The sequence below is a fragment of the Microbispora sp. CSR-4 genome (assembly GCF_008033685.1).
Classification (GTDB): Bacteria; Actinomycetota; Actinomycetes; order Streptosporangiales; family Streptosporangiaceae; genus Microbispora.
In genome coordinates this window covers 49,389-73,724 of sequence record NZ_VJVX01000006.1, presented here as the reverse complement: position 1 = coordinate 73,724, position 24,336 = coordinate 49,389, and the positions used below count along the sequence as shown (strand labels likewise).

Sequence of the window (24,336 nt, the reverse complement as noted above, 5' to 3'; positions counted from 1 at the left end):
TTACTCCCAGGGTGGTTAGAGCTGGTCAATGGGACATACTAGGACATACCACGCTTGGGAGCGCTCCCATATCCATATGGGCAGAAATGAATAGCGGACGCCCCCAACGTGCCGGGGCGTCCGCCCTTATCCGTTCCGCCGCCTCACCCGCCGGGGGCGCCCGCCGTGCCCACGGACACTCCGCCGCTCACCGAGACACCTGTGCCCGAAATCACAGGACCCGCGGCGTCCGCCAGCCGGCAGACCGGTCCCGAGCAGGCCCGCAGCAGCGTGAGCCGGGCCGACAGCGCCGTGATCAGGCCCGGGTCGGCCGTCGCCGCGAGGTTGTGCAGCTCCGCCGGGTCGGCGCGCAGGTCGTAGAGCTGCCGCTCCCCGGTCTCGTACTCCACGTACGCGTATCGGTCGTTCCGCAGCATCGCGTACGTGGGAGGCGAGTGCGGCGAGTAGGAGGGATGGTAGAACTCGGTGAGCACGGCGTCGCGCCAGGGGACGGCCTGCCCGCGCAGGAGCGGGACGAGCGAGCGGCCCTCGGCCGTGGGCGGGACCACGGCCCCGCCCAGCTCGGCGAACGTGGGCGCGAGGTCCACCGTCGAGGTGAGCCGGTCGATCACGCCCCCGGCCGGCACGCCCGGGCCGCGCACCACCATCGGCACCCGGATGTCCTCCTCGAAGGGCGTGGTCTTGCCCGGCCGCAACCGGTGCTGGCCCAGGTGGAAGCCGTTGTCGGAGGTGAAGAAGATGTAGGTGTCGTCGAGGCGGCCCGCCCGGCTCAGCGCCTCGACCAGCGCGCCCACCATGTCGTCCACGCCGAGCATGGCGCGCAGCCGGTCGCGGTGGACGCGGTCGATCCTGCGGATGTCGGCGGCCGACAGCGGCGTGCGCTCACGCAGCCAGCCGGGCTCGGCGGACACGTCGGCCTGGTCGAACGACGCGGTCCGGGGCGCCTGCTCCCCGGCGAAGGCGGCGGCGTGACGCGGCGCGTGGTGCGCGGGCAGGTGCGGCGCCACCGGGGCGAGGTAGAGGAAGAACGGGGCGTCCCCCCGCGTGGTGTCGGTCGCGAACGCCGTGGCCTTGGCGCTCAGCACGTCCTCCAGGTAGTCCTCGGGGGCGTGGCCGTAGCGCCGGATCACACCGTTCTCGTTGAGCGCGTAGCCGTACTCCTGGTAGAGCCGGGTGACCGGAACGTGCCACTCGTCCCAGCCGGGCGGGATGTAGGTGCGCGGCGCGCCCTCGGGATAGTTGTTGAGATATTTGCCCATGAGCGCGGTGCGGTAGCCCGCGTCGTGCATCCACGTCCCGAGGGTGGACGCCTCCAGTGGCCGGAACTTCGGGAATCCGCCGGTCGGCGACCGGTTGCTGTCCACGTGGTGGCTGTGCATGTACTGCGAGCGCAGGATGGACGAGCGGGAGGGGCAGCACCAGGGATTGGTGACGAAGAAGCGGGACAGCGTGGTGCCCTGGCGCACCAGCAGGTTGGTGATGTTGGGGAACCGGCTCAGGTCGGCCGCGTCCAGGTCGTCGGTGAGGATGAGCACGATGTTGGGCCGTTGGGCCGCGAGCGCGAGCGCGAGTGCGGGGGCGGGCGCGCGGGACGCGCCGGTGAGCCCGAGGCACAGCAGGAGCGCCGCGGCGAGCCCGGCCCACAGCTTTCTCGATGGTCGTGGTTGGGGCACGGCAGCAATCATTGCCACGCGTTCGCCTGGGGAAACGTACGCAACGTGATCGCGTGACCGCGGCGCGTCCCGGTTCATGGAAAAATCTGGTCGATCCTCCCTGCCTCAGCCGACCACGGCGGGGTCGGGGCCGAGACGGCGACCCTCGTCGAGGCCGTTGATGGTGGCCATGTCCTCCGGGCTCAGCGCGAAGTCGAAGACGTCGATGTTCTCCCTGATGCGCGACGGCGTCACCGACTTCGGGATCACCACGTTGCCGAGCTGGATGTGCCAGCGCAGCACCACCTGCGCCGGCGTCTTGCCATACTTCGCGCCGATCTCGGCGAGGACGGGCAGATCGAGCAGGCCCTTCCCCTGGCCGAGGGGGCTCCACGCCTCGGTGACGATGCCGCGTTCGGCGTGGAAGCCGCGCAGCTCCCGCTGGGCGAACAGCGGGTGCAGCTCGACCTGGTTCACGGCGGGGGTCACCGTGGCCTCGGCGAGCAGGCGCTCCAGCGTGTCCACCCCGAAGTTGGACACCCCGATCGCCCGCACCCGTCCGTCGGCGTACAGCTTCTCCAGGGCCTTCCACGTCTCGACGTACTTGCCGCGCCGGGGCGCGGGCCAGTGGATCAGGTAGAGATCGAGGGTCTCCAGGCCGAGCCGCCGCATGCTCTCGTCGAAGGCGCGCAGCGCCTCGTCGTGGCCCTGCTGGTCGTTCCACAGCTTGGTGGTGACGAACAGCTCCTCGCGAGGGACGCCCGAGGCGCGCAGGGCGCGGCCGACACCCTCCTCGTTGCCGTACAGCGTGGCGGTGTCGATGCTGCGGTAGCCGGATTCGATGGCGGTCGTCACGGCCTTCTCGGCCTCGTCGTCGGTCATCCGCCACACCCCCAGGCCGAGCTGAGGCATCCGCACGCCGTTGTTGAGAGTGATCGCGTTCATGCGTCCCATGCTGCCGTAACGCGCCGAGGCGATCCCTTCGGGGTCTGTTCACCGTGCGTTCCCGTCCCCGTCGTGTCGGGCGGCTAGGTTGAGCGCGTCGTGAACGTTTCTTTACGGGGCGTGGAGAACGAGGGACGGCGCCACGCCGCCGAGCAGGGGCAGGCCGTCGCGTGGGTGGAGTCCCCCCTGCAGTTGCTGTGCGCCGTCGAGGCGCACCACGCGGGGCTCCTCGGGCCCGTCACCACCGTGGTGCCGCGGGCCGGGCTGCCGGCCCTGCGGCTGACCCTCCGCGAACTCGACCGGCTCGGGTTGCCCGAGGGGCTGAGGGTCGCCGAGCCGGCCGCGCGGGCTCCCCGGCCCGGCCGCGTCTGGGCGGTGGGCGACGCCTTCTCCGGGCGCGTCCAGCTCGCCCTCGTCACCGCGCTCCCCGGCCGCACGGTGCTGGTGGACGACGGGCTGGCCACGATCCGCCTGCTCGAACTGCTGGTCGCGCGCGGCCCGCTGCTGCGCGCCCGCGGAACCCCCGGCCTCGGCCGCAAGGTGCTCGCCACGGCCGCCGGGTTGCGCCTGCGCACCCGCAGGCCCACGGTGTTCACCGCGCTCCCGGTGCCCGCCGGCCTCGCGGCCGCGGTGGAGGGCACGGGCGCCCGGCTCGTACGGCACGACTTCGCCTGGCTGCGCGCCCAGCCCGCCCACCGGCCGCCGCCGGAGCGCACCGTCGTGCTCGGCACCTCGCTCGTACGCAACGGGCTCATCCACCGCGACCGCTACCTGCGCTGGCTGGAGCGGATCGACGAGCCCGTCGCGTACTTCCCCCACCGGCGCGAGGACCCCAGGGACCTCGACCGGGTGCGCGGGATCGCCGGACTGACCGTGTACGACACCGGGGCGCCCGCCGAGATGACGCTGCGCGACCTGCGGCCGGACCAGCGGGTGCTGAGCCTGCCGTCCACCGCGGTGACCTCGCTGCGCGTCCTGCTGTCGGCCCGGGGCGTACGGGTGGAGACCGTCGACGTGCCGGACGACTGGTGGACGGCGTCGGCCGTCCCGTCGCTGCGCTCCCACCTCCAGCTCTTCGCGCACGAACCTCAGCCCCACCTGCACGATCCCGGAAAGGTCGTTCCTTGACCCGTCTGCTCGCCGTGGCCGACTCCGACTCGTATCTCAAGTGGGCCGCGGGCCTGCTGGACGCGACTCCGGAGGACTGGGTCACTGACATGGCCGTCGTCCGCACGCCCATCACCCCCTCCGCGGCGCAGATCGCCGCCGCGGTGAGCGGCACCCGCGCGCAGGGCGAGGGGCTTCCCCAGGTGCTGGCGGCGCGGCAGCTGCGCCGGGCCGCCGAACGGTTCCGGCCCGACGCCGTGCTGCTGGCCTGCACCGGGCCGGTGGTGGACGCGCTGGCGGCCGAGACGCTGGCCGGGCTGCGGCCCCGGCCGGTGCTGGTGTCGGGGCTGCCCGGCATCTCGGTGCCCGCGACGGAGAAGGCCTGGCTCTTCCGCAGCGGCTGCGATCTGTTCGTCGTGCACAGCGGCCGGGAGGTCGCCGAGTTCTCCGAGATCGGCGCGCGGCTCGGCGGGGGAGGGGCGGTGGCGCTGGCCCGCCTGCCCTACCTCGATCTCCTGGCTCGCGGCCCGGCCGCGCGGACCCCCGACGGCGTACGCGACCGCGTCGTTTTCGCGACCCAGGCCAAGGTGCCCAGGCGGCGCGAGGAGCGGGAGCGGATCCTGCTCGCCCTGGCCGAGCTCGGCAAGGCCAGGCCCGACCTCGACGTGGTGGTCAAGCTGCGGGCCCGCGACGACGAACGGCAGACGCACAACGAACGGCACCACTACGAGCGGCTGTGGACCGTGATGGAGGCCGAGGGCCGGGTGCCCGCGGGCGCCGTGCGCTTCGCCGCCGGGCCGATGCACGAGCATCTGAGCCGCGCCGCCGGGTTCGTCACGGTCAGCTCGACGGCCGCGCTGGAGGCGATCGCCGGTCACGTGCCGCTGCTCGTGCTGTCGGACTTCGGGGTCAGCGCGGAGATGATCAACCTGGTGTTCGATGGCAGCGGCTGCCTGGGCACGCTCGACGACCTGGTCAAGGCGGACTTCCGGGTCCCTGCCGGGGAGTGGTGCCGGGCCAACTACTTCCACGACCCCTCGGCCGGCGACTGGACCGGCCGCGTCGCCGCGCTGGTCGCCGCGGCCCGCGCGGGGACGCTGGAGCCGGCCCGCTCGCTCCTCGACGGTCCCGGGCACGCCGCCGCCCGCCGCCGCGCCCGGCTGCGCCTGGAGGTGCCGCCCAAGGTCCTGCGGTACGGCTACCGCGCCAGGCGCCGCATGCGCCGCGTCCTCAAGGCGCTGTAGACGATCACAGCGGGAGCGTCGCGGTGAGCAGCCCGGCGGCCTTGCGGACGTCGGCGTCCAGCGGCCGGTCGGGATCGGCCGCGGGGATCGCCTCGGCCAGGGTGTCGAGGAGCGCGGCGCAGCCCGAAGCCGTGGGGCGGCGGGCGCCGACATGCGCCGCCTGCCGCAACCCCACCGCCAGCGACCCGCAGAGCAGGCGCAGCAGTCCGGCCATGTCGTAGGCGCGCAGGGCGGCCTGAGTGCCGAACGGCACCACGTCCTGGTTGTGCAGGTTGGTCGGCAGGCTCTGCATACTGGCGGGCACGGCGGCGCGGCGGAGCTCGGCGACGAACGCGGGCGTGGCGAGCTGCACCCCCTGCATCCCGTGCTGACGGCCGGGCCCGGCGGCGAGCATGGGGGGCAGACCGCCGTTGCGGGCCGGATCGACGAGGAGGTCGAGCTGCCGCTCGGCGAGGTTGCCGAGCTGAGCGGTGACCATCGCCAGGACGTCGGCGGCGAACGCGGCCGGCTGCCCGAAGAAGTTGCCGCCGTGCACGACCAGGTCGTCGTCGGGGAAGAACAGCGGGTTGTCGCTGACACTGGACAGGTCGGCCGCGACGACACCGTCCACGTAGCGCAGTGCGTCCTCGGCGGCGCCGAGCAGTTGCGGGGAGCAGCGGATGCTGTACGGCTCCTGCAGCGGACGCGTGCCGGAGGGGACGGTCCCGGCGAGGATCTTGCGCATGCCGTCGGCGACGTCGATCGCGCCGGGATGGCCGTAGGCGCCGAGCAGGCGCGGGTGGAGGAAGCCCGGGTCGCAGCCGAGCAGATCGGCCAGCAGGCAGGTGAGCGCCCGCAGCGCGCGGTGCGAGGACCGGACGCTGTCCAGGGCCAGGGCGGTCGCGGCGGTGGTGAGGGAGGTGCCGTTGACGAGCGCGAGCGCGTCCCGGCCGTCGAGCGTCAACGGGGTCAGCCCGGCATGGCGCAGCGCCTCGGCCGCGGGCATCCGCGAACCGTCGAGATACGCCTGTCCCCGGCCGCGCAGCGCCTGGGCGGCGTAGGCGAGCGGGATCAGGTCCCCGCTCGCGCCGACCGACCCGTAGCGTGGGATCGCCGGGACGAACGTCGTCGCGAACATCGCGGCGAGCCCGTCGACCACGTGTGCGGACACGCCGGACGCCCCCTGGGCGAGCGACCACGTGCGCACGAGGATCGCGGCCCGGCTCACCTCGTGGGGCAGATCCGGCCCCTGCCCGGCGCCGAGGTGGGCCAGGGTGTTGTCACACTGGTCCGCTTCATCCTCCCGGCCGGCGAACCCGACGAGGGCGCCGAATCCGGTGGTCGCGCCGTAGACCGGACGTTCCTCCTCCCGTACGTCGCGGAGGAAGCCACGGCCGCGCTCGACGCGGTCACGGACGGACGCGTCGACCACGACGGACACCGGTGCCGCGGCGCGGCGCAGGTCGGCTGAGCGCAGCGGAGCGCTGAGGTCGATGATGCCTTCGACGACGGGCATGTCCGGACTGTAGGCAGCCGATTCTCAGAAACCTATGAGAATCGGCTGCCTACAGTCCGGCTCATGGCGCATGACTACCTGATCATCGGGGCCGGGCCGGCCGGGCTGCAGCTCGCCGCGGAGCTCGAACGCGGCGGTCACGACTATGTCGTCCTGGAGCGCGGAGCCGGCCCGGGCACCTTCTTCACCCGGTTCCCGCGGCACCGCAAGCTGATCTCCATCAACAAGGTGCACACGGGGTACGACGACCCGGAGCTGCGGCTGCGGATGGACTGGAACTCGCTGCTGAGCGACGATCCCGGCCTGCTGTTCACCCGCTACAGCGACAGGTACTTCCCGCAGGCCGACGACCTCGTGCGTTACCTGTCCGACTACGCGGCGGCGACCGGCGTCCGGGCGCACTACGGCGTCGACGTCTTCCGGATCGGCCGGGACGACAACGGGTTCACCGCCACCGACCGCAACGGGCGCGCGTGGCGGGGGCGGCGGCTGGTCGTGGCCACCGGAGTCTCCCAGCTCTACGTCCCGCCGATCCCGGGCATCGAACTCGCCGAACGCTACGACACGTTCGAGACCGACCCGCGGTCCTTCGCCGACCAGCGGGTCCTGGTGATCGGCAAGGGCAACTCGGGGTTCGAGACCGCCGACGCGCTCATGGAGCACGCCGCGGTCATCCACGTCGCCGGGCCCCACTCCATCAGGATGGCCTGGCAGTCGCACTACGTCGGGCACCTGCGGGCGGTGAACAACAACTTCCTCGACAGCTACCAGCTGAAGTCCCAGAACTCGGTGCTCGACGGCACGGTGGAGAGCATCGAACGCCGTGCCGACGGCCGCTACCGGGTGATGTTCCGCTATGCCCGCACCGTGGAGGCGCTGCGCGAGCTGTTCTACGACCGGGTGATCGTGTGCACCGGCTTCCGGTTCGACGCCTCGATCTTCGACGACGGGTGCCGGCCCGCGCTGGTCATCGACGACCGTTTCCCCGAGCAGACCCCCGCGTACGAGTCCGTCAACGTGCCTGATCTGTACTTCGCCGGCACGCTCACGCAGCAACGCGATTTCAAGAAGGCCACCAGCGGGTTCATCCACGGTTTCCGGTACGGGGTGCGCGCGCTCTACCGGATCCTGACCACCCGTTATCACGGCGGGACCTGGCCGGCCGAGCGGGTCGAGCCCACGCCCGACGCGATCGCCGACGCGATCATCGCCAGGGTCAACCGCTCGTCGGCGCTGTGGCAGCAGTTCGGGGTGCTCGGCGACGTCGTCAGCGTGTCCGGAGCCACCGCGCTGTACCAGGAGGAGGTCCCGGTGGCGTACGTCGCGGACGGCGGCCTCGGACGCGCCCCGCACACGTTCGTCGTCACCCTGGAGTACGGCCCGCACCACGACGCCGTCGACCCCTTCGACGTCTCGATCCCCAGGGTCGCCGAGAACGACGCGGTCCACGCCTATGACGCGAGCTACCTGCACCCGGTGGTGCGGCACTACCGGGACGGCGCGCCGGCCGGTGTCCACCACCTCGCGGAGAACCTGGAGAACCAGTGGAACCTGCCGCACGTGCACGAGCAGCCCCTGGCCGTCTTCGTCAAGGAGTGCCTGGCCGATGCCGGCTGAGCCGTACCCGCGCGCCGTTCTGGACCTCCTGGCCGCGGCCGGGGACCGGCCCGTCTTCGAGCACGGCGCCCGTGTCGTCACCGGCGCGCGGATGCTCGGCCTCGTCCGGCGGATCGCGGCCGGGCTGCGCGCCGCGGCCGTGGGGCCCGGGGACGGCCTCGCCCTGGTGCTCGGCGTCACCCCGGAGGCGTTCGCCGCGACGATCGCCGCCTACGTCGTGGGAGCCCGGGCCGTCGGCGTGCGGCCCGGGCTGCCCGGCGGCCAGGTGCGCCACATGCTCCACCAGGACATCGCCGCGGTCGTGACCGACGCGGCCACCGGTCCGGAACACGCGCGGCGCACGCTGACCGTCTCCGAGCTGCTGGCCACGCCGGAGGAGGACGGTCCGCTGCGCCTGTCCGGACGGCCGGAGGACGTCGCCCGGCTCGTCTACACCAGCGGCAGCACCGGCACCCCCAAGGCCTGCGCACAGACCTACGCCGCCATGAACGCCGCGTGGACGGCCCGTCCGGCGGCGTGGCCGCCCGCCATCCGCGAACTGGCCTCCCGGCTGCGGCGCTACCTGGTGTTCGGGTCGCTGAGCAGCCAGGTGATGATGGAGTACGGCGTGCTCACGCTCGCCGCGGGCGGGACCATGGTCGTCGCCGACCCGCCCGCGTTCCCCGAAGCGATCACCAGGTATCGGGCGACCGCGAGCGTCATCACCGTGCCCCGCCTGAACAGACTCGTCGCCGCCCAGCGCACCGCCCCGGCCGACCTGAGCAGCCTCCGGGCGCTCATGGTGTCCGGGTCGCCGCTGGAGGCGTCCCGGCTGCGCGAAGCGTCCGACGTGCTCGGCCCGGTCGTGTTCCACGGTTATGGGCAGACCGAGACCGGCACGATCTCCATGGCCACGCCGCGGGACGTCCCCCCGTCGGTCGGGTTCCCGCCCGACGCCGTCGACGTCGAGATCCGGGACGCGGACGGGCGGCCCGTCCCGCCCGGCGTCGACGGCGAGCTGTATGTCCGTACGCCCGCTCAGGCCGTCGGATACTGGGCCGACCCGGCGGAGACCGCCGAGGTGTTCATCGACGGATGGGTCCGCACCCGCGACCTGGGCCACTTCGACGAAGACGGACGGCTGTACCTGACGGGGCGGACACGGGACGTCGTCATCGTCAACGCCAACCTCTACTACACCGGCCCGATCGAGCGGGTCCTCGCCGCGTCCCCCGGCGTCGCGGAGGCGTACGTGGTCGGCGCCCCGGACGAGGACACCGGCGAGGCGGTGCACGCGTTCGTGGTGCCGGCGGCGGGCCGGACCCCCGACCTCGACGCGCTGCGCAGGCTGGTCGGCGAGCGGCTCGGCGCCGAGTGCGTTCCCGCGGCCATCACCGTCCTCGACGAGGTGCCGCTGACGCCGAACGGCAAACCGGACAAGCGCCTTCTGGCGACCGCGATCTCCCGTGCCGGGCACGCCCCGCCGGACGAACCCGTCTGACGCCGAACCGCCGCCTACAGCGAGCGGGCCGGCTCGCCCGCGTGCGGCGCGGTCGGCCCGGAGGTGGGCTCGGCGGTGGGCTCGGCGGTGGGCCCGGAGGTGGGCCCGGAGGTGGGCTCGTGTGGCCGCGATGCCGTACGGCGCCGGGTGAGCAGCAGCGCGAGCGACCCGGCGGCCAGCCCCCAGAAGGCCGATCCGATGCCGGCGATGGAGGTCGCCGAGGCGGTGACGACGAAGGTGACCGCCGCCGCCTCCCGCAGGCCGGGCCCGGTGAAGGCGGCGGCCAGCGAGGAGGCGAGGGCCGGGAGCAGCGCGAGCCCGGCCACGGCGGTGACCAGCACCGGCGGTGAGGCCACGACGAGCGCGGTGGCGAAGGCGGCGCCCAGCCCCAGCGCGAGCTGCCCGGCGCCGAGGGCCAGGGTGGCGATCCAGCGGCGCGCCGGGTCGGGGTGGGCGTCGGGCCCGGCGGTCAGGGCCGCCGTGATGGCGGCGAGGTTGACGGCGTGCCCGCCGAACGGCGCGGTGGCCGTGCTGACGAGCCCCGTCGTCACCAGTGCGCCGCGCAGCGGCACGGAGTAGCCGTACGTCGAGAGGACGGCCGCCCCGGGCACGTTCTGTCCCGCCATGGTCACCAGGAACAGCGGCAGCGCGATGCCGACGAGGGCAGGCAGGGTCACGGCGGGCATCGTGAACACCGGGTCGGGGCGCAGGGACGCGGCCGGAAACGCGGTGCCGCTGACCGCGAGGCCGGCCACGGCCGCGACCAGCGCCCCGGGGATCGCCCACTGCCGGGCGTACCGCATCAGCACGGCCCAGGTCAGCGTGACCGGCCCGGCCAGCAGCGGAACCTCGGCCATCGCGCGGAGCGGGGCGGTGCACAGCGGGACCAGGACGCCGGCGAGCATGGCCGCCGCGATGGGGCCGGGGATCGCGGCGACGCCGCGGGCCAGCCACGGGACGATCCCGGCGAGCACGGTCAGCACCCCGCACACGGCGAAGGCCCCGATCGCCGCCGGGTAGCCGCCCTCCACGTGGCCGGTCGCGACGAGCAGCGCCGCGCCCGGCGTGGACCACGCGACCGCGACGGGCATCCGATAGCGGACGGACAGGACGGCGGCGGCGATCGCGATGCCGACGCACAGCGCGAGCAGGCCGGAGGCCGCCTGCCGGGAGTCGGCCCCGACCGCCCGCAGGCCCGCGAGGACGATCGAGAACGCGCTGGCGTATCCGACGACCGCGCTGACCAGACCGGTGAGCACCGGCTGCAGTGTCCGCACCATCATCGGCACCGCCTCTCTCACGAACACGACCGTTCCGTATACGGAACGATTTCCGGTGACACCATAGCCACGTGGGTACAGATGGGACAAGCCGGATAGACCCGGCCATCGGGCGGCGGCTGCGCGGGCTCCGGGAGGAACGCGGGCTGTCGCTGTCGGAGCTCGCCCGCAGGGCCGGCGTCGGCAAGGCCACCGTGTCAGGGCTCGAACACGGAACGCGCAACCCAACGCTGGAGACCATGTACGCGATCGCGGCGGCACTGTCGGTCCCGATGAGCGCACTGACGCTGGACCCCGGCGCCCCGGCCGGCGCCGCCTCGGCGGTGCGGGGCACGGCCGTCGTCTCCACCCTGCTGGAGGTGTTCAGGGAGCCGGGCGCGACCTACGAGATGTTCCGGCTGCGGATCGTCGCCGGGGTCGAGCAGACCTCGCCCGCGCATCCGCCCGGTGTGACCGAGCACCTGTCGGTCGTCGGGGGGACGATCAGGACCGGCCCCGCCGCCGCGCCGCTGACCGCGGGCCCGGGGGAGCACGTCTCGTGGGCCGCGGACGTCCCCCACGTCTACGCGGCCCTCGGCGGCGAGGACGCGCACGCGATCCTCCTCATCCGCACCCCTCACGACACCCCCCACGACCCTCCGGCCGGGCCGGTCGGCGGGGCAGGGAGCGTGAGCGGGTGAGCGCGGTGCCGACGGGTGGGCCCGGACAGGTGGGCGCGGGCGGGTGAGCATGGTGCGGACAGGTGGGCCGCGGTGCGGGCGCCCGGGCGTCAGCGGGTGAGCACAGTGCGGGCGCGTGGGCGTCAGCGGGTGAGCAGGCGGCGCAGGCGTGAGGCCGGCGGCGCGGGCGGCTGTGCGGGCGGCTGTGCGGGCGGCTGTGCGGGTGGCCGTGCGGGTGACTGGGCGGGCGGGGGAAGCGGTGGCTCGATCAGGCCGAGCGACTCCAGCCTGCGCTTCTTGAAGTAGCGCGCGGGGCCGTGGGCGTCCACGTAGGCCGCCGCGGTCTCGCGCAGGCCGGGGTGGGCCGCGCTCTGCATGCAGTAGCCCACGGCTCCCACGAGGGCGGTGAGGTCGGCGGCGGGCGGTTCGGTGAGCGTGCCGTCGGCCTCCAGCCGGGGCAGCGTGGCGTCCACGATCGTCGCCGGGATCCGGTTGCTGTTCTCGTACGGCGTGAGCCGTTCGAGCACGAGATCGGTGCCGGTGGCCGCGACCGGCAGGCCGAAAAGCCGCCGCGCGGTCACCAGCGCGGTGGAGAAGCACCCGGCGACCAGCTCGGGGCGGTGCGCGGCGAAGCACGCCTCGGCGGGCGTCGCCTCGGGGGCCACGAGGAGATCGACCCCGAGCTCCGCCGCGACCGGCCGCAGCTCGCGGGCGTGCCGCCGCCCGGCGGCGGGGTGCGGTTTGAACAGCACGGTCCGGTGGCCGCGCGCCGCGACGCCGCGCAGCACGCGCTCGTGCAGCGCGGCCTCCTCGGCGGGCGTGATCAGGCCGAGCGCGGACAGGTACTGACCCAGGATGACCGCCTCGGCGCGGGGGGCCTCCTCGGCCGCCGCCGCGACCCGGCCGGTCACGCCCGTGAACGACGCGTCGGCCAGGGCCTCGGCCGGCACGCCGTGCTCGGCCAGGAGCAGGGGCGCGAGGCCGGGGACCAGGTCGAGGTGGAGCAGCCGGGTGATCCGCCCGGCGATCTCCCGCGGCAGCGGGTCGCGGGTCGGCCCATAGCTCATGAGGCCGTCGGAGTAGACGGTGATCGGGCAGTCCTTGACCAGGCCCGCGAGCGTGCGCGACGGGGGCACCGCGATCGACTCCAGGACCAGCTCGCCCGGCTCGCCGACCAGGTCGCGCAGCAGGCGGCCGAGCATGGGCGTCTCGATCGAGCGGGGTTTCCAGTCCGACGGGTGCAGCGGCGCGATGATCTCGTTCCAGGACAGGACGCGGTCGAACCGGTCGCGCAGCGCGGCGAACCCCGGCGCCTCGTCCAGCGCCAGGGTGACCTCCGGGATCGCCGCGTTGTTCGACACGAGGAGCACCCGGCCGCCGTCGCGGAACCGCCCCTCGTCGATCGCCGCCGCGAGCGTCATCGCGCCGAACAGCGTGGAGGCGTAGAACAGCGTGGTGTCAGGCACGCGGCCCTCCTGTCGGGTCGGGGTCCGGCAGGTAGGAGCCGAGCAGCGCGGCACGCTCGGGTTCCAGCCCGCCGAGCGCCTCGGTCAGCGTCTCGTGGGGCAGCCGGGCGAGCACCGCCCGCGCCCGCTCGTCGAACCGGGCGCGTACGGCCGGGGTGAACCGGCCGGCCAGCTCCACGTGATGGGCGAGCAGCGCGCACAGGTTGCGGGCCGCCTTCGGCAGATAGCGCGGCCCGGCCTCGTCCAGCACCATCTCGTAGGCGTCGAAGAAGTGGAGCTGCCGCTCGTCGCCGATCTGTGTGAGCGAGGCCGCCAGCCCCCGCCGGTAGAACACCCCGGCGAGGGAGACCACGGCGTACGACCGGGCCAGGCGGTGCAGCCGCCAGATCCACGGGCGGTCCTCGGCGGTGTGCAGCCCGGCGGGGAAGGTCAGCAGGTCGTCCAGCTCCCGCCGGTAGATCCCCGCCCAGGCGTAGGGGTAGTCGACCATGGTCTTGTGATCGACCGGGAGGATGCCGTCGCGGGGGTCCAGCACGACGCCGCGCCGGGGCTGCGGCGCCCGGTGCGTCTCCCGCCTGCGGCCCTCGACCTGGACGTGGTCCACGCGCACGAAGTCGCACCCGAGCCCGTCGATGGCGGCGACGAGGCGGGGCAGGTAGCCGGGCGCGAGCCAGTCGTCGGCGTCGAGGAAGGGGACGTAGCGGCCCGCGGCCAGCTTCAGCCCGGTGTTGCGGGCGGCGGCCAGCCCCAGCGGCACCGGGTTGCGGACGACGGTGAGCCCCGGCAGATCGCGCCGGAAGTCCTCGGCGACCTCCGGCGTCGCGTCCGCCGAGCCGTCGTCCACGACGACGACCTCGGTCTCGAACTCGGGCGTCCGGTTGCGCACCAGCGACGTGAGGGCGTCCGCGAGGTACGCCTCGCCGTCCCGGACCGGCACCACCACCGAGAGAGTGATCATGCGGTGACGCGGCGCAGCCGGGCCCGCGGGGCCTGCTCGCCCGGGTAGACGCGCTTCACGCCGTCGCCGAGCGCGGTCTCGATGATGCGGATGTCGCGGACCAGGTGCTCCAGGCCGGTGGGCTCCAGCGAGGCGGCGTGGTCGGAGCCCCACATCGCCCGGTCGAGCGTGATGTGCCGCTCGACGGTCACCGCGCCCAGCGTCACGGCGGCGAGCGAGATCTGCAGCCCGCGCTCGTGCCCCGAGTAGCCGACCGGCACGCCGTACCGCTGCCCGAGCGTGGTGATCATGCGGAGGTTGGCCTCCTCCGGCGGCAGTGGGTAGGTGGAGGTGGCGTGCATCATCACCAGGCGCTCGGTGCCGAGGATCTCCACCGCCGCGTCGATCTCCTCGATCGTGGACATGCCGGTGGACAGGATGACCGGCTTGCGGGTGGCGGCCAGCGCGCGCAGCAGCTCGTGGTCGGTCACCGAGGCCGAGGCCACCTTGTGCGCGACGACGTCCATCTCCTCCAGGAAGTCCACCGACGGGACGTCCCAGGGCGAGGCGAACCAGTCGATGCCGCGCTCCTCGCAGTATTTGGCGATGTAGCGGTATTCGTCGGCGCCGAACTCGGTCCGGATCTTGTACTCCATGTAGGTCATCTCGCCCCACGGCGTCTGCCGGATCTGGTCGCGCTGTTCGAGCGGCACGCAGATCTCCGGGGTCCGCTTCTGGAACTTGACGGCCTGGCAGCCGGCGTCGGCGGCCACGTCGATCAGCTTGCGGGCGATCTCGACGTCGCCGTTGTGGTTGATGCCGATCTCGCCGATCACGTATACGGGCTGCCCGGGGCCGACCAGCGACCGGCCGATCCGCACCGGCCGCGGCTGCCCGAGATGACCGGGCGCGCGGACGGGCGCGGGGGTGGTGACGGTCTCCAGCGCGGTGGACGGCCGGGCCGCGAGCACGCGGTCGGACAGCTCGCGTACGGCCCCGGCGCCCCCGGGGGCCGACAGCACGACGCGGGCGGCGGCGCGCACCCGGGGGTGGGCGTCGGGCACCGCGACCGGCCAGCCGACGATCGCCATGCAGGACAGGTCGTTGACGTCGTTGCCGACGTACGCCACCCGCTCGGGGGCCAGGCCCTCGGCGGCCAGCCACTCGCGCAGCGCGACGTCCTTGGCGCCGAGGCCCTGCACCACCGGCACGCCGAGCTTGGCGGCGCGGGCGGCGACGACCGGGTTGCGCTCTGTGGACAGCACGAGCACCTTAACGCCGGCCCGGCGCAGCAGCGCGATCCCCATCCCGTCGGAACGGCTGACCGCGACCATCTCCCTGCCGTCGGAGTCGACGAACGCACGGTCGTCGGTGTGCACGCCGTCGAAGTCGGTGACGACGGCGTCCACGTCGATCGGCAGCGGCTCGTCCACGAACGGCGCGAGCGCGCGGGCGATCTCCAGGTCCTCCGGAGTGTCGATCTCGACGGCGTGCCCGGCGGGCACCGGCTGGACCGCGACCCTGCCGAAGAAGCGGTGGCCCCGCTCCCGCAGCCCCTCCGTACGCATGACGTAGAACGCGCCGGTCTCGCGGAAGTGGGGCTCGCGGTCCTGGCGGCGCGGGCGCACGGCCGGGTCGTGGTTCACGCCGTGGCCGGCGCCGGTCCAGACGAACTCGTAGGTCTCGGTGCCGGAGAAGACCGAGTCGGCCTCGCCGTCCAGCACCTTCGCGACGGCGGCGTCGAGGTCACGGGGGTCGAGGAACGCGCTCGTGCACTGGACGAGCACGACGATCTCGGGCGTCTCGCCGCCGAGCTCGGACAGGGCGTGCAGCACGGCGGACTCGCTGGAGGCGGTCGGGCCGCTGAGCTCGGCGGGCCGGCGCACGATCCGGGCGCCCGCGCTCCGCGCCACCTCGGCGATGCGGTCGTGGTCGGTGCTGACGACCACGTCGTCGACGAGTTCGGCGCGCAGACAGGCGTCCACCGCCCGGGCGACGAGCGGGACGCCGCCCACCTTCTCGAGGTTCTTCAGCGGGACGCCCACCGACCCTCCACGGGCGGGGACGACGGCCAGCACTCGCACGAGTGACTCCTCTACCTGCGACAACGGGGACCCCAGGGGGCCGGGGTGTCCCGAAAACTAGCCAGCAGGTTCTCCCGTACGGGGTTACTGGGCTGAACGACCAGGGGCGCTGTCCTTAACTTTGGGTGTCACCGCCCGGGGAACTTCGGGTGTCACCGCCCGGGGCGCCGCAGTCGCGGGTGGGAAGGTCGGAGACACGGTAGTCCGCGGCGAGATCGCCGGCGTCCGGCTCGTCGGCGTCCGGAAAGCAGTCGAGGGGGTCCACGGCGCCGGCGCCGGGATCGTCCGCGGCCTCCGGGGACAGCGGCAGCGTGATCACGAAACGCACGCCGGGTTCGCCGTCCGTGACGTCCTCCACCCGGATGGAGCCGCCGTGGGCCTCCACCACCTCACGGGCGATGGCCAGGCCGAGGCCCGTGCCGCCCCGGTCGCGGCTGCGTGCCGCGTCGGTGCGGTAGAACCGCTCGAAGATCCGCTCACGGTCGGCCTCGGAGATCGGCAGGCCGTCGTTGCGCACGTACAGGACGGCCGCGTCCTCGGTGGACGTGACCCGCACGCAGACCACCGTCAGCGCGTGCCGCTCGGCGTTGTCGAGCAGGTTCGCCACCACCCGGGCGAGGTGACGGCGCACGCCCCTGACCATCACCCCCGGGGTGTCGTGGAGGTGGACCGGCAGCCGTTCCGGCCGCCGCTCGATTTCGGCGACCACCAGATGGGACAGGTCGACCTCCTCCCGGGCGGTCTCGGGGACCGTCGGGATCCGTGCGAGCAGGAGCAGGTCGGCGACGATCGCCTCAAGGCGGTCGGTGTCGCGGAGCGCGGCGCAGAGCGCCTCGGCGGTGTCCTCGGGGTGCAGCCGCGCGCTCTCCAGTTGGGCGCGTATGCCGGCGATGGGGGTGAGCAGTTCGTGGGAGGCGTCGGCGGCGAACTGCCGCTGCCGCTGGATCGAGGTGTCCAGCCGCGACAGCGCGTCGTTGGCGGCCTGCGCCAGCCGGGAGAACTCGTCGTCGCCGGGCGGCTCGGGCACCCGGCCGCCGGGATTGCGGTCGGTGATCTCGGCGAGCTCCGACCGGATCGCCTCCACCGGCCGCAGCGCGCGGCCCGTGACGTTGTAGGCCGTCCAGCCCGCGAGCGCGGTGAGCAGCAGGGCCGCCAGCAGCAGCGCCGGCAGCGTGACGGAGGTGTCGAGGATCCCCGGAGCCGCCCGGCCCGCGTAGACGAGGTCGGAGCCGGAACCCGGGGAGACCCGCAGCACCGTGATGTAGAGGCAGTCGCGCCCGGCGGGGGAGCAGGCCGTCGTCTGGGTGACCTCGCGGTCGGGGGCCGGGCGTAACGGGCTCAGGCGGGGCAGGTGCTCGGCCGCCGGGCTCTCGGCGACGCCCCGGCCGTCCGGCCCCGTCCCCTCGATCAGGTTGATGTCGTTCCCGCCGGTCGGTATGGGATTGGGCAGGTGACCACCGCGGATCTGCGCGGCGACGGACGTGGCGGTGTCGAGGCTCCGATCCCAGATGCGGTCCGCGACCATGTCTCGGACGAGCACGTGCACCACGATCGCGAGCGGGATCAGCAGGATCGCCGCTGTCCCGGTGGCGAGGAGGGCCAGCCGGGCTCGCAGCGACGGGGAGCGCCTGGGGAGGAGCATTACCCGAGGTTACTGATGGTCATCCTTAGGGAAACTCGCGACATCGGAAAGCTCGCCCCAAAGTTGCCCAAAGTCTCTCAAGGGGTGCAACCGGGTGCGGGTTTCCGCACATGGTCGTACCCCGTGGGCGTCCCTGCGACTCCTCGGGAAACACCCCGGCCGTACGGGCGGCACGGCCGGGGTGCCGCTTCACGCCGCCTCGACGAACACCCCGGCCGTACGGGCGGGCACGGTCAGCGTGCCGGTCGCCGGATCGGCCGACGCCTGCCGCACCATCGGGTCGGCCGACGCCGCCTGCACCGGGTGCGGCGCGACCCGGGCGCCCTTCAGCGCGGGCACGACGGGGGCGGCGGTCTTCCCGGTGGCGTTGAACACCACGTAGATCGTCTTGTTCGCGGGATCGACCCCGGCGGCGTCGATGCGCATGACGATCACGCCGGGGATGCCCGACGGCGGGAAGGAGACCCGCCTGGCGATCTCCGCGGCCGAGCCGAGCGAGAAGGCCGGGGAGGAGTAGCGGATCCGCAGCAGCTCGCCGAACCGCGCCCGGGCCGCGCCGATCGCCGCGCAGTCCGGCTTCAGCGCGGGGTCGGCCAGCAGGGGCCGCGCGTACGGCCAGCGCGCCTCGTTGTCCCGCGCGGGCGGCAGGCCGCCCCCGAAGCCGTTGCCCTGACGGCAGTCCCACAGCAGGCGGTTGAACCAGTCGCCCGAGTCGTAGGAGTTGCGGTCGAGCGACTTCGACCGCAGCCGCTCGCTGCCTGCGTGGACGAACGCGGTGCCCTGGCCGAGCAGGACCGTCGCCAGCGAAAGCGACTGCATCCTGACCCGGTCGGCCATCGGGGTGTCCTTCGGCAGCTTGTAGGCGAGCGCGTCGAACAGCGTCTCGTTGTCGTGGGCGTCCACGTAGGTCACCGTGTCGGCGGGCTCGGCGGCATACCCGGCGGGCCCGCCGTTGTAGTCGACCTGCGAGCCCTTGACGGGCGTGCCGGACGACCCGGTGAACGCGAAGTCGCGCAGGTTGCCCGCCAGGCCCAGCTTCACCAGGTCTTCGGCGTGCGCGAGCCGGCCGTCCTGCGCCGAGTCGGCCAGGCCCGAGCCGAAACCCTGGACGCCGGGGTCGGCGTCGAACGGCGAGCCGCCGCGCACCGCGTCGCGCAGCCGGTCGCTGAACGTGCCGATCCCGGTGCCCGCCATGTTGGCCTGGGTGGCCTGCTCGAACCTGGCGTCGTCGGCCACCTCGCCGAAGTTCCAGCCCTCGCCGTACAGGATGATCGACTTGCCGTCCACGCCGTCCTTGGCGGGCGTGAGCGCGTCGAGGGCCTTGCGCACGGCCAGGATGTTCGCCTTCGGGTGGTGGCCCATCAGGTCGAACCGGAAGCCGTCCACCTTGTACTGCTTCGCCCAGGTGACGATCGAGTCGACGACGAGCCGGCCCATCATCGCGTGCTCGGGCGCGGTGTTCGCGCAGCAGGTGGAGGCGGCCACCGTGCCGTCGTCCATGAGCCGGTGGTAGTAGCCGGGGACGACGCGGTCGAGCACGCTGCCCGGGTCCTGCCCGGCGGCGTGGGTGTGGTTGTAGACCACGTCCATGACCACCCGCAGGCCCGCCCCGTTGAGCCCGGCGACCATCTCGCGGAACTCCTTGATCCGCTTGTCCGGGCCGGTCGCGTACGACCCCTCGGGCACGGTGTAGTGCAGCGGGTCGTAGCCCCAGTTGAACGAGTCGTTCGCGGCGGTCTCCGCCACGCACGCCTGCTGCCGGTCGGAGTCGGGCGGCAGCGCGGCGAGGTCGCAGGCGGGCTCGGTGCGGTCGGCCTTCCGGTCGGGCACGGTGGCGAAGTCGAAGGCCGGCAGCAGGTGGACGTGGGTGAGGCCGTCCTTCGCCAGGCTCCGCAGCTCGGTCATCCCCGCGCTGCCGGTCTCGGTGAACGCCTTGTAGGTGCCGCGCTCGGCCTCGGGGACCGTGGTGTCGGAGGCCGAGAAGTCGCGCACGTGCAGCTCGTAGATCGACGCCCGGTCCTGGCGCACCGCGGGCGGCTTCTTCAGGCTGGTCCACCCGTCGGGCCGCAGCGACCGGTCGTCGAGATCGACGATCTGGCTGCGCCCCGAGCCCGCCGAGACCGACAGGCTGTAGGGGTCGGTCACCTCGTTGGTCACGATCTTCCCGGCGGCGGGGGCGTAGACGGTGACGAGATAGGTGTAGTACCTGCCCTTCCATGACGCCGGGCCGTCGATCGACCACACGCCGGTCGCGTCGTCCCTGCGCATCCCGTGCACCGTCCTGCGTCCGCCCTCGGGACCGTCATAGAGGGCCAGCTCGACCTTCCGGGCGGTCGGCGCCCACACCGCGAGCCCGCCGCGGCCCGTCGGGCCCAGCGGGACCTTCGCGGCCCCGGCGTACAGGTCGTCGAGCACGCCGGGGATCTGCACGCCGGTGGCGGTCAGCAGCGCGCCCGAGGGCCCGCGCTCGATCGCCACGACCTGGCCGCGCAGCGCGTCGCGCACGAGGCCGGCGTCGCGCGGGTCCACCTTCAGCGCGCCGTACGCCGCCAGATGCGGCCAGGCGGCCTTCCGGGCGTCGCCGAGCGTGCCCGGCGTCAGCCGGATGAGGTGGACGTCCCCGGACAGGTCGCCCTTGGCGTACGCGATGTCGCCCGTGGGGGAATAGGCCAGCGCGTAGTGGTTCGCCTCGGCGACCGTGCCCTTCCACGCGACCGTGTCCCTGTCGATCCACTGGGCCGTGGCCTTGGACAGGTCGGCGTCCGCACCGGAGGCCGCGGGCTGCGGCAGCAGATATCCGTCCACACCTGACAGTTTCCACACCTCGTGGCCGGTCACGCCCAGGTCGAGCGACTGGTCGGCCTGCTGGTCCTTCTCGTCGCCCTTGTGGATGATCCAGCCCAGCGTCTTCGCGTCGTCCTTGAGCGGCACCTCGAACCACACGCCGAAGGCGTCGGCGCCGGCCGGCTTCAGCGGGTCGCCCCACTCGACCGAGCCGGACGCGTCGCCCCAGAAATGCAGCCCCCAGCCGTCGTAGTCGCCGTCGTCGCGGTGGTAGTGCAGCACCGCGACGTTCCGCGCCGCCGCCGCGCCGGCGTGGATCTGCGTCCCGCCCGAGTTCACGTACGCCTCGGGCTGCCGGGCCGGGACGAACGACTGATCGGGACCGGGGTCCTTGGTGTCGCCCTTGTGGACGATGTAGTTCAGCGCCGCGTCGGCGTTCTTCAGCGGCACCCGCCAGAAGGCACCGAAGGAGTCCGTCCCGTCCGGCGGGCGCGGTGCGCCCCAGTCGGTGCCCGCGCCGTCGGCGATCGCTTCGCCCCACAGGTGCAGGCCCCAGCCGTCGTACGCGCCGTCGGGGCGGCGGTAGTGGATCGTGGCGAAGCCCTCGGCGGCGGCCCGGGAGGCGTACACCTCGGGCCTGCCCTCGACGAGCCACACCTCGCCCGTGCGCACCGGGTCGACCATGCGGTCGCCCTGGTCCTTGGTGTCGCCCTTGTGGGTGATCAGGCCGACCTCGGTGGCGCCGGGCTTCAGCTTGAGCCAGGCGAAGCGGCCGAAGGCGTCCTCGCCCTCGAAGGCGACCGGCGAGCCCCACTCGACCGTCTGGTCGATGTCGCCCCAGGCGTGCAGGCCCCAGCCGTCGTAGTCGCCGCCCTCGCGCTTGTAGTGGACCACCAGGTGGTCGCGTGTGACCGCGCCCGGCTCCTCCTCCGCGGGCACCGGCCCGGCCGTCGCGGTCGCCGTGGCGGAGGCGTACCGGCCCGCCGAGTCCTTCACGACCGCCTTGTACGTGAGCGGGGCGCCCTCGGGCATGCCGGTGAGGTCGTGGAAGACGCGATAGGTGCGGCCGTTGGGCGCGTCGTCGGTGCCGAGCACCCGCCACGGCGCGTCCCCCGCCTTGACGGCGAAGGTGACCTGGGCGAACCCGTCGCCGGGCACCTCGGCGGAGATCGGCACCCGCCCGTCGGCGGCCGTGCCGCGCAGGGTCTCGCCGGGCAGCGTGAGGGTGACCCGCGGGGCCGCGCCGGGGGCGGCCAGAGGCTTGTCCGCGCGGTAGACGACGGCCGACAGCGGCGGCACGGTCACGGCCAGCGTGCCGCCGGAGCCGCTCGTGAGCCGCTGCGTCCCGCCGTACACCTGGGTGAAGGAGGCGCCGGGGGAGTAGTAGGTCGGGATGCGGACGTCCGCGGCCGTCGCGCCGTTGTTGAGCGCCACCACGAACTCGACCCGCTCCCCGGCGGCGATCCGGGAGAACGCGAACACGTTCCCGCTCGCCAGCCGCACGATCTGCGCGCCGTCCGCCAGCGCGGGGTAGCGGTCGCGCAGCCGGGCCAGCTCGGCGATCGAGATGTAGAGGGGATGGGTGGTGACGTAGTTGGCGGTCGTGTGGGTGGCGGTGGTGCCGATGAGGTCGTCGTCGAGATAGCCGGCCGTCTTCGAGGCGAACATCGGCTGCCGGGCGTCCTTGTCGCCTCCGCCGCCGGTGAAGCCCTGCTCGTCGCCGTAGTACACGACCGGCTGGCCGCGGGTCAGGTACATGAGCTGGTGGGCCAGGCGATCGCGGGCGAGCAGTGTCGCGTCGTCCGCCGAGGGGGCGTCCTGCTTGAGGAAGTAGCCGATCCGGCCCATGTCGTGGTTGCCGAGGAACGTCGGCAGCGACGAGGCGTTGGAGTCGGCGTCGGTGAAGTAGTCGTCGGCGGCGTACAGCCTGCCGAGGCTCGCGGCGTCGCCGCCGCTCGCGAACGAGCGGGCCGCCTCCTGGAAGCCGAAGTCGAGCGTGGCGTCGAGCGTGCCGGTGGTCGTGTAGCGGCTCTCGAACGCGGGGTCGGAGCTGTAGACCTCGCCGAACATGAAGAACCTGTCGTTGCCGAGCTTGGCGGCGTAGCCGTGCAGGGCGGGCGCGAAGCGCTGCCAGAACTCCATGTTGACGTGCTTGGCGGTGTCGATGCGGAAGCCGTCGACTCCGGTCTCCTTGACCCACGTCCGGTAGATGTCGGTCATGCCCTTCACGACCTCGGGCCGCTCGGTCCACAGGTCGTCGAGGCCGGAGAAGTCGCCATACTCGGAGCTCTCGCCGGAGAAGGTCGAGTCGCCCCGGTTGTGATACATCGTCGGGTCGTTCAGCCACGACGGCACCTTCGACTTCGCCGTCACCACCGGCGTGTACGGGAACGACTCGGCGGTGACCTTCGGGAAGTCGTCGCGCAGGGCGTGGTCGCGGTCGTCGAAGACCCGGCCGGAGGCGTCCACGTAGGGATAGGCGGCCTTGCCGCGATAGCCGTACGTCTTCTCCTTGTAGTCGATGACGTCGGCGGTGTGGTTGGTGATGATGTCGAAGAACACCTTCATGCCGCGCCTGTGCGCCTCCTTGACGAGGCTCTTCATCTGCGCGTTGGTGCCGAGGTGCGGGTCGATCCTGGTGAAGTCGGTGATCCAGTAGCCGTGGTAGCCGGCGCTCGCGTCCGCGCCCGTGCCCTGCACGGGCCGGTTCTTGAACGACGGGGTGAGCCAGACGGCCGTGGCGCCGAGGCCCTTGATGTAGTCGAGCTTGCCGATCAGGCCGGCGAGGTCGCCGCCCTGGTAGAAGCCTTTGTCCGTGGGGTCGTAGCCGGTCGTGAGCCGGTCGCCGGACAGCCCGCCCCGGTCGTTGGACGGGTCGCCGTTCGCGAACCGGTCGGTCATGGCGAAGTAGAGCCGTTCGCGGGACAGGTCCGTACGGAGGGCGTCGCGGGGGAGCTCGGCGTCCGGCGGCGCGCCTGCCGCGCCCGTGACCGCGGAAACCGGGGCGGACGCCGCGGGGGAGCGGCCAGGGGGACGGCGATGAGCGCGACGGTGAGCGCGACGGTGAGCGCGACGGTGAGCGCGACGGTGAGCGCGGCGCTGAGGGCCGCGGCCGTGGAGAGTGCCACGGGCACGCGCGTACGCCGGTGCTGGGGGGTCACCATGGCCCGGAAGCTACTGGCGGCCCCAGGTCTGTGCAAGACTTTGCTGCAACTTCCAGAAACATTGCAGCCATTCCGTGACCCACCGGCGTAACAGGCGCGAAACGTGTGTCCGACACTGTTGGTGTCGCAATAAGAAGGAGGTGGTGGCGATGCTGCTGCGGCTACGGGTCTCGCTCCCCGACCGGCCAGGGGTGCTCGGCCAGGTGGCGCGCGCGTTCGGGGTGATGGGCGCGGACATCCTCCAGGTGACCGTGCTGGAGCGGCAGTCGGGCCGCGCGGTCGACGACTTCACCGTCTCCTGGTCGGGCGTGTTCGAGCCCGGTGTGCTGCGCGAACGGATCGGCGTGGTCCCCGGCACGCGGGTGGAGGCCGTGTGGCCGACCCGCGAGGTGCCCGGATCGACCCCCGACTACGATCTGCTCGGCCACGTCGCCGCGGACCCCGACCGCGCGTACGTCACCCTCGTCGACGCGGTGCCCGACCTGGTCAGCGCCGAGTGGGCGGTGGCGGTCGACTCGGCCGACGGCACGATCGTCCACGGAAGCTGGCAGGCGCCGGAGACCGTCCCCGCGGCCGACCTCACCCCGCTGCGCGCCTCGGCCTTCGAGGAGGGCGGGCTGTATCTGGCGAGCGTGCCGATGGACGGGATCCACCTGGTGGTGGCGCGGTCTCAGGGGCCCGCGTTCCACCGGGCGGAGCTGGACAAGATCGTGCGCCTGGTGGGGATCGTCTCCGTGCTGGCCGGCGGCGTCAGCCGCACCGTCTGACCGGGGTTATCGT

15 protein-coding genes are annotated in these 24,336 nt (G+C 73.2%); 6 read left to right on the top strand and 9 right to left on the bottom strand.

The features are described 5' to 3' along the window. Positions 1-143: 143 nt before the first annotated feature. Both FLV34_RS08075 and FLV34_RS08070 read right to left on the bottom strand, forming a co-directional pair. Entirely contained in the window at positions 144-1,685 is a 1,542-nt protein-coding gene (locus tag FLV34_RS08075) for a sulfatase (RefSeq protein WP_187280574.1), read from the bottom strand. Between the two features lie 93 nt (positions 1,686-1,778). Then, positions 1,779-2,597 (bottom strand): aldo/keto reductase, encoded by an 819-nt coding sequence (locus FLV34_RS08070; RefSeq protein ID WP_222709442.1) that lies wholly within the window; start codon positions 2,595-2,597, stop codon positions 1,779-1,781. 99 nt (positions 2,598-2,696) lie between these two features. On the opposite strand from FLV34_RS08070, the gene FLV34_RS08065 reads away from it, so the two are divergent. Together FLV34_RS08065 and FLV34_RS08060 are read left to right on the top strand one after the other, a co-directional pair. Continuing rightward, the gene (locus FLV34_RS08065) at positions 2,697-3,725 is read left to right on the top strand and encodes a hypothetical protein (protein WP_187280570.1); all 1,029 of its coding nucleotides are present in this window, start codon (positions 2,697-2,699) and stop codon (positions 3,723-3,725) included. After that, on the top strand, positions 3,722-4,948 hold the full coding sequence (locus tag FLV34_RS08060) for a DUF6716 putative glycosyltransferase (protein ID WP_147942761.1): 1,227 nt from the start codon (positions 3,722-3,724) through the stop codon (positions 4,946-4,948). Before FLV34_RS08065 ends, FLV34_RS08060 begins: the two co-directional genes overlap by 4 nt. Positions 4,949-4,952: 4 nt before the next feature. Here FLV34_RS08060 and FLV34_RS08055 read toward each other — a convergent pair whose 3' ends face one another. Further along, a complete protein-coding gene (locus FLV34_RS08055) occupies positions 4,953-6,443 on the bottom strand; it encodes an aromatic amino acid ammonia-lyase (RefSeq protein WP_147942760.1) in 1,491 nt (496 codons plus the stop codon). 63 nt (positions 6,444-6,506) lie between these two features. Between FLV34_RS08055 and FLV34_RS08050 the strand changes: the two genes are divergently transcribed. Then, entirely contained in the window at positions 6,507-8,060 is a 1,554-nt protein-coding gene (locus FLV34_RS08050; RefSeq protein WP_147942759.1) for an NAD(P)-binding domain-containing protein, read from the top strand. After that, entirely contained in the window at positions 8,050-9,540 is a 1,491-nt protein-coding gene (locus FLV34_RS08045; protein WP_147942758.1) for a class I adenylate-forming enzyme family protein, read from the top strand. The genes FLV34_RS08050 and FLV34_RS08045 overlap by 11 nt, the downstream gene beginning before the upstream one ends. A 14-nt stretch (positions 9,541-9,554) precedes the next feature. On the opposite strand, the gene FLV34_RS08040 is transcribed toward FLV34_RS08045, so the two are convergent. Then, positions 9,555-10,847 (bottom strand): benzoate/H(+) symporter BenE family transporter, encoded by a 1,293-nt coding sequence (locus FLV34_RS08040; RefSeq protein ID WP_315985147.1) that lies wholly within the window; start codon positions 10,845-10,847, stop codon positions 9,555-9,557. Between the two features lie 44 nt (positions 10,848-10,891). On the opposite strand from FLV34_RS08040, the gene FLV34_RS08035 reads away from it, so the two are divergent. Further along, complete coding sequence (locus FLV34_RS08035; protein ID WP_221889927.1) at positions 10,892-11,500, top strand: helix-turn-helix domain-containing protein; 609 nt, start codon at positions 10,892-10,894, stop codon at positions 11,498-11,500. Between the two features lie 122 nt (positions 11,501-11,622). Here FLV34_RS08035 and FLV34_RS08025 read toward each other — a convergent pair whose 3' ends face one another. The 5 genes from FLV34_RS08025 to pulA form a co-directional block, all read right to left on the bottom strand. Further along, positions 11,623-12,945 carry a polysialyltransferase family glycosyltransferase gene (locus FLV34_RS08025; protein WP_187280569.1) on the bottom strand — a complete coding sequence of 441 codons (1,323 nt, stop codon included), beginning with the start codon at positions 12,943-12,945 and terminating at the stop codon, positions 11,623-11,625. After that, positions 12,938-13,903, bottom strand: a complete 966-nt coding sequence (locus FLV34_RS08020) for a glycosyltransferase family 2 protein (RefSeq protein ID WP_147942756.1) — start codon at positions 13,901-13,903, stop codon at positions 12,938-12,940. The genes FLV34_RS08025 and FLV34_RS08020 overlap by 8 nt, the downstream gene beginning before the upstream one ends. Beyond that, positions 13,900-15,966: an N-acetylneuraminate synthase family protein gene (locus FLV34_RS08015; protein ID WP_147942755.1), complete on the bottom strand. Its 2,067-nt coding sequence runs from the start codon at positions 15,964-15,966 to the stop codon at positions 13,900-13,902. The genes FLV34_RS08020 and FLV34_RS08015 overlap by 4 nt, the downstream gene beginning before the upstream one ends. A 115-nt stretch (positions 15,967-16,081) precedes the next feature. Continuing rightward, on the bottom strand, positions 16,082-17,608 hold the full coding sequence (locus FLV34_RS08010) for a cell wall metabolism sensor histidine kinase WalK (RefSeq protein WP_147942754.1): 1,527 nt from the start codon (positions 17,606-17,608) through the stop codon (positions 16,082-16,084). A gap of 189 nt (positions 17,609-17,797) precedes the next feature. Beyond that, a complete protein-coding gene (gene pulA / locus FLV34_RS08005; RefSeq protein ID WP_147942753.1) occupies positions 17,798-23,293 on the bottom strand; it encodes a pullulanase-type alpha-1,6-glucosidase in 5,496 nt (1,831 codons plus the stop codon). Between the two features lie 412 nt (positions 23,294-23,705). Here pulA and FLV34_RS08000 point away from each other — a divergent pair, with 412 nt between their 5' ends. Further along, positions 23,706-24,323 carry an amino acid-binding protein gene (locus FLV34_RS08000; protein WP_142648392.1) on the top strand — a complete coding sequence of 206 codons (618 nt, stop codon included), beginning with the start codon at positions 23,706-23,708 and terminating at the stop codon, positions 24,321-24,323. The last annotated feature ends 13 nt before the right edge of the window (positions 24,324-24,336 follow it).

What these genes read in the sequence shown, in the direction of transcription:
- FLV34_RS08070 (WP_222709442.1), bottom strand. Translation starts at nt 2,597, where the DNA reads ATGAACGCGATCACTCTCAACAACGGCGTGCGGATGCCTCAGCTCGGC.
- FLV34_RS08050 (WP_147942759.1), top strand. Translation starts at nt 6,507, where the DNA reads ATGGCGCATGACTACCTGATCATCGGGGCCGGGCCGGCCGGGCTGCAG.
- FLV34_RS08000 (WP_142648392.1), top strand. Translation starts at nt 23,706, where the DNA reads ATGCTGCTGCGGCTACGGGTCTCGCTCCCCGACCGGCCAGGGGTGCTC.
- pulA (WP_147942753.1), bottom strand. Translation starts at nt 23,293, where the DNA reads ATGACCGACCGGTTCGCGAACGGCGACCCGTCCAACGACCGGGGCGGG.
- FLV34_RS08045 (WP_147942758.1), top strand. Translation starts at nt 8,050, where the DNA reads ATGCCGGCTGAGCCGTACCCGCGCGCCGTTCTGGACCTCCTGGCCGCG.
- FLV34_RS08075 (WP_187280574.1), bottom strand. Translation starts at nt 1,685, where the DNA reads ATGATTGCTGCCGTGCCCCAACCACGACCATCGAGAAAGCTGTGGGCC.
- FLV34_RS08010 (WP_147942754.1), bottom strand. Translation starts at nt 17,608, where the DNA reads ATGCTCCTCCCCAGGCGCTCCCCGTCGCTGCGAGCCCGGCTGGCCCTC.
- FLV34_RS08055 (WP_147942760.1), bottom strand. Translation starts at nt 6,443, where the DNA reads ATGCCCGTCGTCGAAGGCATCATCGACCTCAGCGCTCCGCTGCGCTCA.
- FLV34_RS08020 (WP_147942756.1), bottom strand. Translation starts at nt 13,903, where the DNA reads ATGATCACTCTCTCGGTGGTGGTGCCGGTCCGGGACGGCGAGGCGTAC.